The following is a 14,125-nucleotide window of genomic DNA, read 5'->3' on the forward strand; positions in this document are numbered from 1 at the left end:
CTAAAATTTAATCGAAAGCCCTCTTGACAGTCAGTCCTTACCTCCTCTTCCAAAACTTCCAACCTCTCTTTCCTTTTACTGGTTTGGAGGGTAGTTCCATGGCTTTAAGACTCGAAACCATTTCCTTTCGCCAAAGAAAAACGGGCAAAGCCCAAAATACTCCGACCATACTGAAAACCAATCCCCCAATCGTTCCAATCGCGAGTGAAAACCAGAAAATCTCATTTTGGCCTTCCATGATAAACGGGATCAAACCAAAGCAAGTGGACAGAATGGTCAGTAGGATCGGGATGGCTTTTCCTGCCACCGATTTGAGTACATTTCGATTGTACTGACCCATTGAGCGGTTGTTTAGGTCATTGACGATAAAAATCCCGGCATTTACCGCCAAGCCTCCCAGCATCACAAAAGCAGCATACCCTCCCTGATCGAAGTAAAAGTCAAAGAGGGAAAAGATCAGAAACAAGCCAATAAAACTGATTGGAATTATGGCGATGATATAGACCGGCTGCTTGAGATTCTCAAACAGAACCGCACAAATCATGAAAATCCCCACTATCAAAAAGGCTAGCAGGGAATACTGCCGCTTGGCTTTTTCATAATTGAATGACCAGGTCTGTTTATCAGCTGTATAACCAATGGGCATGATTTGTTTCATTTCCTCCAGAACCTCATCCAAGTATTCATTGCCAAATTTTCCAGATCCCATATACTCAAAGGCCACTGCACGGATATACTGCCGGTCCTCCTTATTGAGGGCATTGGTCGTTGTTTCTTTAGTTAAAGTACCATAATCCGATATTTTGAAAATTCGGTTTCCCCCACTGATCAGTCCCTTTTGTTCCAGATCGAATTTGCTGAAGTCGCTGGCATTGGTTTCCCGGATGACCATTCCGTAGTTTTTGTCCTCAAGGGTCAGTAAGCCAGTGGATCCCTGAGGTTTACTGAGGTCCAACATGGTATTGATCAGTTCGTACTGATTGGTTTGCCCCAGGGCAATTTGGTTTTGATCCAGACGCAGCACATACTCCTCGGTTTTTTGCTCGTTCCACCCTAAGCGCTCATTGGTGTTTACCTCCTGAATCCGCTTATGCTTCAGCAGCTTTTCAGCCAGAATATTGGCCTGACGTTCCAGTTCATCAAAATTATACCCCTTCATGGTCACTCGGAAGGAAGGAATCCCTTCTCCTCCTCCCCCAGTATAAAAGCCCTGTCCTACGCCATAGATATTCCATTGCGCACCGCTCCAGTCCGTTGATTTGACAGAAAGTTTGCCCTTAAGCTGATAAGGCAAAGCTGAATGTTCATAGGCTTCCTTGAAGGTGATGATTATCTGCCCTCTTTGACCAGACTGTACGTAGGTGACAAACTGATCAATCCCTTCCACATCCTTCAGATAGGCTTCAAACTCCCGCATGATGAAGTCCATTTGCTCCAGAGTATTGCCAAATGGCAAGCGCGCAGATATATAGAGCCGGGTTTTTTCAGCCTCCCTATAGGAGCTTTTTTCAAATACCCCCCGCACAAACATTCTGAGAGAACCTCCCAATGCCTTATCCACATAGGGTCTGATTTCCTCCTGATAAAAAGTATTTCCCACGGTCTTATTGTACCATTCCTGCCCTTCCCACTTTGCAGGCAAATAAAAAACCGGGATTCCAAATAAGAGAATCAACAGGAAAACAAATGCTTTTCGATAGCGAACCGTCCAAACAATGCCCTTCTCATAACGATGCAGGCTTCTGACCCGTTTTCTGAGTTTTCCAATACTCAGTTTTCGCCCTTTTTTCGCAGACTCCTTGAATAGCACTTCGTAAAATGCAGGGGTAAAAAAGAGGGCGATCAGTAAGGAAATTCCCAACATCACTGAGACCACAATGGAAAATTCGGTCAGATTTCTCTGGTCCTCTTCAGGCAGAAAAAAGACAATCATCAAGGCGGCAATGGTAGTCAGAGAGGCCGCCAAAAGTGCCAAGAAGACACGGCGGTTTCTATGCTTGTGCAAATGATCGATCATGATGATGGCATTATCCACGATCAAACCAAAGCTGATAGTCAGTCCTGCCAGAGAATACAAATGAATATCTACCTTGAGAAAATACAGGATTATGGCACAAAGACTCAGGTTGACCAAAATCCCCAGAAAGAGAATACTCAGATACTTTAGATTTCTGTTGATCAAGAAGATAAAGAGGATCAGGATCAGAATGGAGAGCCCGGAGCGTTGATAGATTTTATCTAGTTCTTTTTCCAGAAACTCCGTTTCATCATTTTCAAGTCGTACTTCAAACCCAGCAGGGAGCAAAACCCGGGAATTTTCAACTGCAGCTTTTAGGTTTTTGGCCAACAGGACCTTATTTACCCCTTCTCTGTTGAAAATGGAAAGTGTCACCGAGTTATTGCCATTGATACGATAATAACTGGAAGGCTCGGCCTCTTCAAGAGTGAGCTTGGCTACATCTCTCAGCAATACATCCATTCCCTGGACTTGCCCCACTCTCAGCGTTTCGAGTTGACTCAAGTCCTTCAAGGAGCGGTCAACTTGGACAAAAAGAGTCTGTCCCTGATTGTTGAGTACTGAGCCGGGAAAATCCCTTCCGAAGGCCTGATTGATCCGGGAACTCAACTGGCTCCGGGTCAATCCAAAGGCCTGAAGCTTTTGCACATCAAAAGTTACATAGACCTGCAAATCTGTTGCCCCCCGGATGGTGACTTCCTCGACTTCCTCAAATCGGGTAATGGCAGGCTTGAGTATATCTTCGGTGATCTTTTTGATTTCAAAAGCCGCAAAGGGCCCATTGACCGAATATGTCAGAACAGGAGTTTTAAAATCATTCCTGGATTCGGAAGTCTGGGTCACTAAAGGATAAGAGACCCGGGAGTCGAGTTGGGGATAAATCTGCCGTATCAAGGCGGAAACCTCAAACTTCTTGAGTTCCATATCTGCATTTTTGTCAAAGCGAAGAGTGATGGAACCCCGGTCGTAATTGGAAACTGAATTGATTTTTTTGAGTTCCGAAAGCTGGGAAAAAACCCCTTCCAATGGGGAAGTCGCCAGCTTTTCGATTATCTCAGGAGAAGACCTTGGGACCCCGTAGGAAATGGTAAGAACGGGTTCCCGCTCCCTGGGATTCAAGTCCACAGAAAGCAAAGGAACTACGGCAATTCCCATAATTGCCAAAACCACAAAAGCCACTAAAACGCGAAACGGAGTCATATTATCCCTCCTTCAAACTTTTCTTGGACACAAAAAACCAGTAGGCCAATGGCACAAAATACAGGGCAGTCAAAGTACCGATCGTCAAGCCCCCTATTACGGAGTATACCAATGGACGCTGCAAATCCGCTCCCAGCCCCGCACTGAAAATGATCGGAATCAGAGCCAGGATAGTCGTAATCGAAGTCATCAGAATGGGCTTCAAACGGATCTGCCCTGCCTTATGCAATGCTAACTCCAAATTCTCCAGAGGAGAGCCTTCCTCCCTTTCTCCAAACTCCTTTCTCAGACGATTGATAGTGTCGATTTTCAAAATCGCATCATTGACCATAATCCCCAGCATCACCACCAGTCCAATGGCAGACATCACATTCAGAGTGGCCCCAGCAAGCCAAATCACGAAAAACGCCCCACCGATTCCCAAGGGAAGAGTCAATACAACAATCAGAGGCTGAATGAAACTTTCGAACTGGGCGGCCAGAATAAAATAGAGCAGCAGAACCGCGATTGCCAGAATCCCAATCAACTGACGGATGTTTTGCTTGTCTTTTAAATATTGGCCCACAAGGGTAACACCCAAATTTTTATCCGCTCCCCAAAGTATGTACTCGGAATTGAATTGGTCCGGATTTTCTGCGTTCACAAATACCGATTGAAAAATCCCACCCTTATCGGCGGTCACGTATTTGTAGTGATCTTCATATCGGAAATCCACAAATTCCCCTAAGACATAGGAAGCCGAATCGGATACATCTAAACGGGTAGTCCGTAACAAATCTTCAAAACGCTCCTGAGATTCCCTAAGACGAATAGGGGTCACTTCTCCAAAACGACGAATATCGGTAATCGTATAGCTCCCAAAGAGCCGGGAAAGCTGTTCCTGCACCTGTTCGACCGGAATCTGGTAGGTCGCAAGGCGATCTGCCCTTAAGGTGAAAACTACCGAAGCTTCCTTTTGAAGACCAGGCCCACGCTCCCAATTCTGCGTGGGAAACTGGCTCAACCAAGGTCCTATTTTCTCTTCCTCCACGGGTTCTTTCGAACCCAGATCTTTCCATCGAACTTCGTAATAGGGCATTGAAGAACTAAAAAGCTGATCAAAAGCATTGGGAGCATCCCCTAAGGTGAACTCAGCCAACGGATAATCCTTCCGGATGGAACCTTCCAAAATTTCCAGTTGCGATTCTTTCTCCTCCACGGTTGCAAAAAGAAAATACAACAGGGAGCGTTGAATGGAGTTTTCTCCTTCAAACAATAAAAACTGCCTTACTCCCACATCCGCTTCGGCCTGTTCGAAAGCCCCTTCCATGGATTTCATCAGAGCCATGACCCTATCCCGATTTTCGGATGCAGAGATGGGCTCATTCCAGTCAATCTCAAGGGTAGCGTCCAATTTGTCAATTTTAGGCAAACCTTCCGTGTCCAGTAATACTCCTATGGACAACCCCAGTGGGATTAGAAATGCAAAACCTACAATTGATAGCATTCTATTTGAATTTACAGCCGAATAGCCTTTTTCATAAAGCCCTAAGACCCGGGAAAAGAAAGGCCCTTCTTGGCTATCTTCCTTTCTCCTGCTTCTACTGAAAAAAAGAAAATACAGCATAGGCAGGAGAATAAATGCCACGCCCAAAGACACCGACAAAATCGCCGCCACGGCTACAGCCTGATCAAAAAACAAGGCACCGGAAATACCGCTCAAAAAAACCAATGGCACAAAAACAGACAAGGTGGTCAAGACCGAACTGACCAAGGCACTCATCACCTCGTCCACACCACTGACACAGGATTCAAATAATGAAAGACCTGATTCCCGTTTCCGGGTGATATTATCCAGTACAATAATGGCATTGTCTATCAACATGCCTATACCCAAGGCCAAACCGGAAAGGGAAATGATGTTGATCGTGATATTGAAAAAGTAAAAAACCAAGAAAGATATCAAAAGAGAAGATGGCAAACTGACACCGATGATCAGGGGAAGGCGGTAATCCTTCATAAAAAGAAATAGGACTCCAAAGGCAAAAATCCCCCCAAACAGCAAGGAAGTCTGCAGATTGGAGATAGCTGCATTCAAGAGATTGGACTGATCTTGTGTCAGTTCGAAATCCACCTGTGGATAATCTGTTTTGAATAGTTCCAGGGCATTTTTGAGCTCCGGCATCAGTTCGTTCATTTTGGCAGATGCCTGCTTATGAACGGTAATGACCAAAGCTTCTTTGGCTCCGTTCAAATGATACCCGAGCATTTCTTGGGCCTCATAAGACACGGTTGCCAGTCTACCAAGGGGAATGATCGCTCCGGAAGGAATTGCGACCGGAAGACTCTCTATATCTCCGGGTGTGTCCACACGGGTGGCTAACCGCAGGTAGTAGCGAAACTGCCCGTCTTTCACCGATATTCCGGGAAGTTCCGAATTTCCTGCCTGTATAGCAGAAATGATATTTTGTTGGGTCATCCCCAAAGCCCGAAGCTCCTCCTCTTTGGGCTCAACAGTAATAATCCTTTCTTTTTTCCCGTTGATATCTACCAAGGAAACTCCCGGGAGTTGTTCTATTCTTTTTTTAAGAACATTCTCTGCAAGCAAACTCACATCAATCGGATCTACACCGGCTTTGGGAGTGACCTGAACCCGAGCTACGGGGATATCGGAAGTATTGATCCGAATGACTTCGGGCCTACTCAGTCCTTCCGGAAGGGAATTGGTGATGCGATCGATTTTTTCATTGACATCGATATAGGCCAGTTCCATCTGAGTGGAGTAATCAAAAGTCAGGCGAATGGTACCTACCTCAGCCCCTGCTTTGGAATCCATTTCCTCCAAGCCGTTCAGTGTGATCAGACCTTCCCGGATGGTGCTCAGTACATTTTGCTCGATGGCTTCCGGAGAGGCATTGGGGTAATTGACCTTTACTACAATCTGGGGCACATCAATGGGTGGCAGAAGAGAAATCGGCAAGGTCCTCAACACAATAAAAGAGAAGACCATCAAAGCCAAAAAAGTCATAAAAACCGCTATGGGCCGGGCAAGTAAAAATCTGACCATAGCTTAGTCGGTTACGATTTGAACAGGAGCCTGATGTGCCAGCTGGAGGTTATTGGTCGTGATGACGGTACTGCCGGGATTGATGCCCTCCAGAACCTCTATTTCCTTGCCGTTGTCCTTGCCCACCTCCACATAGTTCCATTTGGATTCGTTGTTTTCTATGGTAAAGACTACTGCCCTGCCGGATCTATAGACTACCGCATCTTTCGGCACGACCAAGGAATTGGACTGCGGGGCGCGGATGACTGCACGGGCATTCATTCCTGGGAGAAGATTCTGGGAAGAAGTAAGCCGGATTGCTACCTGTACCAAACCGTTTTCATCTACTTTAGGATTGATCCCTGTGACCCTTCCTTCCAAAGCAGTTTGGGTATTTGAAATAGGATAAACCTCCGCTTTTTGATTCAGGGAGATCAATGAAATGTCGGATTCCAAAACTTTGACTTTGAGGTCGAGGCTGTTGGTGCTGAGAATTTCACAAAGTTCCGTATTGGAGGAAATCAGACTTCCTTCCTTGAATTTCAGATCAGCAATCTTTCCGGAAATAGGGGCCTTCACCTCGCAACGGTCCAGATTAAGTTGGGCTTCCTTGAGTTCAATTTCTGCCAATAGGACCCCGTTTTTTGCTTTCAGCTGATTTTCCAAAAATTGTATACGCTCTGGATCTCCAGATTCAAAATCCCTTTGAAATCCCAATTTGTCATTTTCAAATGCTGCTTGGGCATTTTTCAGGGCAATATTGGCCTTTTCCAAGCGAATCTGGGCTTCGATAGGGTCCAGTCTGGCAATGACATCCCCCTTTGAGACTGTCTGTCCTTCCCGAATAGAAAGCTCAATCAAATATCCAGGTTGCTCTATGATGGCTTTTACCTGAGCGGCAGCTTCGAGTTTGCCTGTGGCATTGATGAGATAGTCAAAACTTTTGGTCTCGGCCAAGGCTACCTGGACTTCGGTGGCGGCCACTTCGTTTCTAAAAGATTCGGCAGGGATTTCCTCCTGCTTTTCTTTTTCTTCTGAACAGGAAAAAAGGAGTGTCGCAAAAAACGCGAAAAAGAGAATGCGATAATAGCTCATTGAAATAATGGTTTGAACCCCAATTAACTAATTAATTGTCTTAAGTCATAACGAAAATTTCGTAAGGATGTTAAAAAACCTCAAATGAAACTGGTTTTTTAAAAAGCCTTATACCACTGAGAATCAGGCAGGCAAAAAGGGATGCTTCTTTCTTTGAAAATGCGATCCGGGATTGAATAGCATGAGTAAATCAGAAATAAAGCCCCAGCTATTTGAAAAGATTGAATATGAAAAATCAAAAATTTGTAGGCCCTCCCAAAGAATACTCTAATGTCACCAATATCAAATCTTCTTTGGTGGGGTGATTGCAAACCAAAAGAATATTTGATTTATCAGCATACACGATTCTTTGAAACGGCCTTATCTTAGTTGAATAGCTTTCCATTTTTTCAAAATCTTCTACTACCAGATGACTCTCAAATTTATATTTCTTATCAATCAATTTTCTTGAAAATGTATTGGAAACCACCAAATCCGAACTGGCAATTTTCATGGAATAAAACTGGTCGCTGGATATTGAATTAAAAACCCCATCACTTTCATCCATTGGAAATATTTCAGTGGAAATTTTATTAGTCCCGATAACTCGGTTGGCCAGCATTTCCCCAGACAAATTGTATTGGACGACACTAGGATCAGCAACAACCTCCCGGATAAAAAGGCTTCCATTGTAAAAATCAGATTGAAAAAAACCTTCGCTCATTACCATTGACTTCAATTCCTTTCTTTTCTCTCCAAACTCACCAAAGGAATTCTGCAGCATTCCTGTCTTACCATCAAATACACCTAAAAAACGAGTATCATTTAAAAATTCTTCTGGGTCCTGAAAGCTTTCACTCATCAGACCTATTATATAGTTACCAGTCTTACTGTCTAAATAAAAATGATCCCCATAAGGGATAAAAACCAGATCAAGATCATCTATTCCTGACAGTTGAACTTCCTTTTCAATTTTTAATTCCGAGTCTAAATGAATCACCTTTCTTTTCATAGGAAAAAAAAGAGCTAATGAGCTATCATTTTCACTATACCTGGCATGAAGAATCGAAACCTCCGGCAACACAAGCTGTGTGGTATCAAAATCAATTCTTTTAACTATGGAGCCGCTTTTAATATCAAAGCCCCAAAGCTTTCTGTCTTGATGGATTACCAAAAAATTATGCTGATCAGAAACATGAAACTTAGCATTCTGATATTGAAGATTCCCCACGTCCAAAAAAGTTGTATCAGAAGAGGTGATTGTAAGAGGTAAATCCTTTTCTGACTCTTTTTTAGTACAGCCAAAAACGAGTACAAACGCAAAAATCAATAATTTAAACTTATCCATATCGAATTGAAATAAGTAGAGCCCTAAAGCTCTACCAATTACTCTACTCCTACTTCAGGTAAATTACACGCTTGAACTGTTTCTCCATTTGGACAAGAATAGGAAGCGCATACCATTCCATCAGGATAATAAATGATTGAACCAGGAACCAATGTACAGGTCATTGTTTGTGCCTCAGCTTTAGGAGTATTAAGAAAAAACATCCCGAAAAATCCAAGGCATAAAACCCCCATTTTTAAATTTGACTTTTTCATTTTTAAAGAGTTATAGTTTCTCAGCCCTAAAATCCGGTAGGGCTGAATCACCGGTTGAAAAATACAATCGATTGGCCAAAACCTTGATCTTTCGTTCTCAAAATACCTCCCCCTATCAAAAACGCAAATTTTAGTATTAAATTTTTCTTGGAAAAATCTTAACTCACTGATATTCAGTTGAAAAAATATTTTATCTCCTTAGTTGAAATTTTCCGCCATCAGCACCTAACACCCTATTTACCAACCACTAACACTCCAAACTCCAGCACCACTGCCTGGGTCTATAGGGAATCTGAATGGGTTCTTCGAACCAACGAACCCGCAAGGTTCCCGGTGCATCGCCCTCAAATTGACGATACAGCCTATTCATCTCTTCAATTGAGGCCACTTTTAAGGTCACTTGGGAAATCCCCTCCTGAATCATTCCCAATTCACTAGCTGCTCTCCGGGACAAATCAATAATCCTCCTCGAGCTTTTGGGTAGACGGTCATTGATCCGAACCCATACGGAATCCCCGGTATCCAATCGGGTGACTTTTAGCCAAGTGTCAAAGGGGAGGTATTTATGGGCCGCAGTCAGGCTGTCCATATGAAAAATTTCCCCGTTGGCGGTTTTTCTCAAATGAAAACGCTTCCCATAAAAACTGGCCCATCCCTCCTGGACCTTTAAGGAATCCAACTGCTGTCCCTTGGTTGAAAACCCCAGAACAACAACCAACAAAACCAGAAAAACCAAACGCATATGCTAAACTAGAAATCCCTGCCGGGTACTCAATAAGAATGCCAATTGATGTCAGAACTTGATTTTAGGTTGCGGGTTGGGACAATTAAAAGTACCTTAGTTTGAAGGTAGCCCATCTATAGTTTTGTGTACTTTGTTTTTGAATACCCATGGTTAAAATTTTACATACTGCTGACTGGCATCTCGGCAAACGCCTTCAGGAATATTCCCGACTGGAGGAGCAAAAGCTGGTATTGGATGAAATCCAGGAAATTGCCGATCAGGAAAATGTAGACCTCATCCTTCTGGCAGGAGATATTTTTGACACCTTCAATCCGGCCCATGAGGCAGTGGAGCTTCTCTATAAATCACTAAGAAAACTATCCAAAAACGGAGCCCGACCCATCATCGCCATTTCCGGCAACCACGACAGCATCCAATTTGTCGAAGCTCCGGATCCTCTTGCCCGTGAATTGGGAATCTTTTTCTACGGCAACTATGAATCCGTAATCCCGACGGGAAAACTTGATTCAGGACTAGAAGTGACCCGTGCAGAAAATGGCTTTATGGAAATCCAACTTCCCCATTTGGACTTCCCTATCCGCTTGATTTTGGCTCCCTATGCCAATGAAGTCACCCTGAAAACCTACTTGGGTGAGGGAGACCGCGAAAGCGAATTCAGACAGATTTTGAAGAAAAAATGGGATCAACTAGCGGGCACTTATTGCGATGCATCTGGAGTAAACTTGTTTCTAGGACACTTTTTCTTCGTCAGGGAAGGCGAAAAACCCGAAGCCGAACCTGAGTCCGAACGACCTATCCTGCATGTAGGAGGAACTCAGGCTCTCTTTACCCAACATCTTCCTGAGCAGATTCAATATGCCGCCTTGGGACACCTGCATCGGTACCATTCGGTCAGCAAGGAGCCCTGTCCCGTTGTATATTCAAGTTCACCTTTGGCCTACTCTTTTTCAGAAGCAGACCAGGAGAAAAAAGTGGTGTTGATTGAAGCCGAACCAGGCAAACCAGTTGAATACCGCCCGATTGATCTGAAGCAGGGTCGCCCCCTTTACCGAGTGAAGTTTGACAATTTATCGGATACGCTGAAATGGCTGGAAGAGAATCCTTACTGCTTTGTTGAAATCACCTTTGAGACTGAAGAATCCATAGATGCAGCCACCCGAAAGGCCATTATGAAGGCCCATGACGGCATAGTCAGCCTGATTCCTCAAATCAAAAACCCTTCTGGACAGGAAAGTTTTCAACTTCACGTTGAGGATTTGAACAAGGATATGGAAAGCCTTTTTCGGATGTTTTATCAAAGTGGAAAAGGACAAGAACCCAATCCCGACATCCTCGGACTTTTTAAAGAAATCATCAGCCAAAACGACCCGGTATGATCCCTGTACGACTTGAAATTGAAGGCCTTTACTCCTACCGAGGCAAACAGAGCGTAGAATTTGACCAGCTGACGGCTGCAGGACTTTTTGGAATATTCGGGGCCGTGGGGAGCGGCAAATCCTCCATTCTGGAAGCCATTCTGTTGGCGCTGTATGGAAGTACCGAACGTCTGGCAGCCACAGGCGAGCGCTCAAGTATGCTCAACCTTCAGAGTGACCACCTCTTGGTCAACTTTACATTCCGGGCAGGGAAAAACAATTCACAAACTTTCATGGCCCGGTATTCGGCTAAGCGCAACAAAAAAGACCGGGAAAAGGTCGACACGGGCGAGCATATTTTCTACCAATTAATAGACGGAAACTGGGAAGCTACCGATCAAAGTGCGGAAGCTTTGATCGGTATGAAAAAAGAACATTTCAAGCAGACCGTGATCATCCCTCAGGGAAAATTCCGGGAGTTCATCGACCTGACTCCTGGGCCGAGGGCAGAAATGATGCAGCAGCTTTTCGGCTTGGAACGATTTGACCTTTCCGCAAAAACAGGAAGCCTCTTAAAAGCCACCCGAGAGGAAAAAATACGATTGGAGACGCAACTGAAAGGATTGGAGGATGTGTCAGAAGAGATCCTGGAGGAAAAGGCAAAGGAATATGATGCGCTTCAGAAAGAAAGTCAAGAAGCCACAAAGGCCTTCAATACTTTGGAGGGAGAATTCAAAAAACTTGAATCCACCCGAAAGTCCTTCCTACAATTGCAGGAGCAAAAACAAATTCTTTCCGCACTGAATTCCCAAAAATCAGGGATTGAAGAGAAAAGGCAGCTACACCGGGAGTTTATCCGAGCGAAAGCCTATCTCAGACCTGTTTGGGACAGACTCCAGGACACCCAAAAAGACCTGGAAAAATACCAGAGAAGTGTAGTGGACTCCGAACGGTTTAAAGTCCGCTTTGAGGAAGAAGTACTCAGCCTTCAACAAGAAGAGGAAGAGCTTCGAAAAAAGAACGAGGAGCGCCCGCAGCGGGAAAGTAAAATCCGGGATTTAAAAAAAGTAATCGAGATCAAAGATCTGGAAGCAGGACTCAAAAACTCCAAAGAAATTCTTGAAAGCATTCAGCCCGAAATTGACCGAAAGAGATCCTCCCAAAGTTTGCTGGAAAAAGAAATCCAAAACCTGGAATCCCAGCTGGAGCAAGTTCCCGCAACAGATGCCAATCAACTTGCTGACCTAAAAACATCCTTGGGAAATCTCACATCCTGGAAGGAAAGAATTGAGGAGTTGGAGAAGATCAAAGGCAAGTTTGTGGAAGAAGAAAAAAATGTGGGTCTCGCTTTGGAAAAAATCCATCAGGAGATACCCAAGGAGGAGAAAACATTGGAAACTTGGTCCCAAACCCAGAAAGCCCTCATCCAAAATTTGGAGGAAGAGCGGGAAAAAATCCTTCGAAAACAAGGGTTGAATTCCCATGTTCACTTGCTCCTTCCGGGACACCCCTGCCCACTTTGTGGCTCGGAGCATCACCCCAAGCCACTTGAGAGCAAGGCGGATGAAAAAGAGGCCAAAGAAAAGGAACAGGAGATTTTGCTTGAAAAAAACCGGCTGGAACATATCCTAACATTGATCCAACAGCAAAAGCTAGCCGAAAACAATCTGGAAAACCACCGCCGAAACATCCAGGAAAAAGGGGCTGAAATCACCAAGCTCGAATCCCAAACCCAAACCCTGCTTCAGTCCCTTTCTAAACTGGGCGGAATGGATTTGGAAAACTTAAGCACAGAGATCAAGCAATTGAGCAACGCGGCGGAGGAAAGGGAAACAACCCAGAAACTGATTCAAAGCAAACGGAAACTCTGGCAAACAGATCGGGAGCAACTCGAATTGGATGAGAAAAAGCTCCAACAGGCTCAACTGAACCTTCAAAGCATTCAGGCCAGAATCGAAAGCAAAAAAGAAGAAATCAAGGACTCCACTTTCTGCAAGGGCTATTTCCCTAAAGACAGGGAGGAGATACGGCTTGCCATTGAAAAAGTAGAAGAAAACATTCTAAAGGCAGCTGAACAATGGACGGGCAAACAAAAGCACCTGCAGGAAAAATTAACGGAACAGGCGAAAAACCTCTCCGATCTGAACAATTTCCGAAATAGGGTGCAAGAATTGGAGCAAAATGCAAAAGACTTCCGATCAGAATTTGAAAAGCTAAAAGTCGAACATGGCTTTTTGGATGAAGAAGCCCTTTTAAAGTTATTCCACCACTCCATAGATGCTGAAAAAGTAGATCTGGAAATCCGCCAATTTGACCAAAAGCTGGCCAGTGCCCAATCTAGAATTGAGGAACTGCAGTCCGAACCGGGAGTCAATGAATTTTCGGAAGCAAGCTTTGTTCAAATGCAGGAAGAACTCCAGAAACTCAAAGAACAAGCCTCAGACCTTCAAAACAGGACCGTTCTTCTAGGAGAAAACCTGAAGTTGAGCACTCAACGGCTTGGGGAGAAAATAGAACTGGAAAAATCCTTTGCCTTAACCGAAAACCGCGAAAGTAACCTGAAAGAACTGGATCGACTGTTTCAGGGTAAAGGCTTTGTCAAATTCGTCAGCTCAATTTATCTCAGGGAACTTTGCAATACGGCGAATATCCGGTTCATGAAGCTGACCAAAAACAGTTTAAGCCTTGAAATTGACGACAACAATACCTTCTGGGTGGTGGATTATTTGAATGGAGGCAAGAAAAGATTGCTTAAAACCCTTTCCGGAGGACAAACTTTTCAGGCTTCCCTCTGTCTTGCCCTGGCTCTTGCAGAAAAAGTCAAAGCCCTGAATCAGGCAGACCAGAGTTTCTTCTTTCTGGACGAAGGCTTTGGTGCCTTGGACCGAAATGCCTTACGGGTCGTATTTGAGACGCTCAAGTCCCTGCGTCATGAAAATCGAATCGTGGGAATCATCAGTCATGTGGAAGAACTCCAGCAGGAGATCGGAGTTTTTGCTCAGGTGGAACTCGATTCGGAAAAAGGTTCTCAGATCAGCTATTCATTTTGACAAAAAAATACCCCGGATCATCGACCCGGGGATTTTTGTATTAAGAAAACCAATTTT

General features: G+C 44.3%; 8 protein-coding genes. 2 read left to right on the forward strand and 6 right to left on the reverse strand.

Features of this window, described 5'->3' with window-relative positions:
• Positions 1 to 37: 37 nt before the first annotated feature.
• From P2G54_RS12370 to P2G54_RS12395, 6 genes are all read right to left on the reverse strand, one after another.
• On the reverse strand, positions 38 to 3,217 hold the full coding sequence (locus tag P2G54_RS12370; RefSeq protein WP_275871572.1) for an efflux RND transporter permease subunit: 3,180 nt from the start codon (positions 3,215 to 3,217) through the stop codon (positions 38 to 40).
• Position 3,218: 1 nt separating this feature from the next.
• On the reverse strand, positions 3,219 to 6,263 hold the full coding sequence (locus tag P2G54_RS12375) for an efflux RND transporter permease subunit (RefSeq protein ID WP_275871574.1): 3,045 nt from the start codon (positions 6,261 to 6,263) through the stop codon (positions 3,219 to 3,221).
• A 3-nt stretch (positions 6,264 to 6,266) separates the two neighbouring features.
• Entirely contained in the window at positions 6,267 to 7,337 is a 1,071-nt protein-coding gene (locus P2G54_RS12380) for an efflux RND transporter periplasmic adaptor subunit (RefSeq protein WP_275871576.1), read from the reverse strand.
• A 235-nt stretch (positions 7,338 to 7,572) separates the two neighbouring features.
• Complete coding sequence (locus tag P2G54_RS12385; RefSeq protein WP_275871579.1) at positions 7,573 to 8,664, reverse strand: hypothetical protein; 1,092 nt, start codon at positions 8,662 to 8,664, stop codon at positions 7,573 to 7,575.
• Between the two features lie 38 nt (positions 8,665 to 8,702).
• Positions 8,703 to 8,918 (reverse strand): hypothetical protein, encoded by a 216-nt coding sequence (locus P2G54_RS12390; protein WP_275871581.1) that lies wholly within the window; start codon positions 8,916 to 8,918, stop codon positions 8,703 to 8,705.
• A gap of 247 nt (positions 8,919 to 9,165) precedes the next feature.
• Positions 9,166 to 9,660 carry a septal ring lytic transglycosylase RlpA family protein gene (locus P2G54_RS12395; RefSeq protein WP_275871583.1) on the reverse strand — a complete coding sequence of 165 codons (495 nt, stop codon included), beginning with the start codon at positions 9,658 to 9,660 and terminating at the stop codon, positions 9,166 to 9,168.
• Between the two features lie 149 nt (positions 9,661 to 9,809).
• Between P2G54_RS12395 and sbcD the strand changes: the two genes are divergently transcribed.
• Together sbcD and P2G54_RS12405 are read left to right on the forward strand one after the other, a co-directional pair.
• The gene (gene sbcD, locus P2G54_RS12400; protein ID WP_275871585.1) at positions 9,810 to 11,039 is read left to right on the forward strand and encodes an exonuclease subunit SbcD; all 1,230 of its coding nucleotides are present in this window, start codon (positions 9,810 to 9,812) and stop codon (positions 11,037 to 11,039) included.
• A complete protein-coding gene (locus tag P2G54_RS12405) occupies positions 11,036 to 14,068 on the forward strand; it encodes an SMC family ATPase (protein WP_275871587.1) in 3,033 nt (1,010 codons plus the stop codon). Before sbcD ends, P2G54_RS12405 begins: the two co-directional genes overlap by 4 nt.
• Positions 14,069 to 14,125: the final 57 nt, after the last annotated feature.

The sequence above is a fragment of the Algoriphagus sp. CAU 1675 genome, assembly GCF_029222925.1.
Lineage (GTDB): Bacteria > Bacteroidota > Bacteroidia > Cytophagales > Cyclobacteriaceae > Algoriphagus.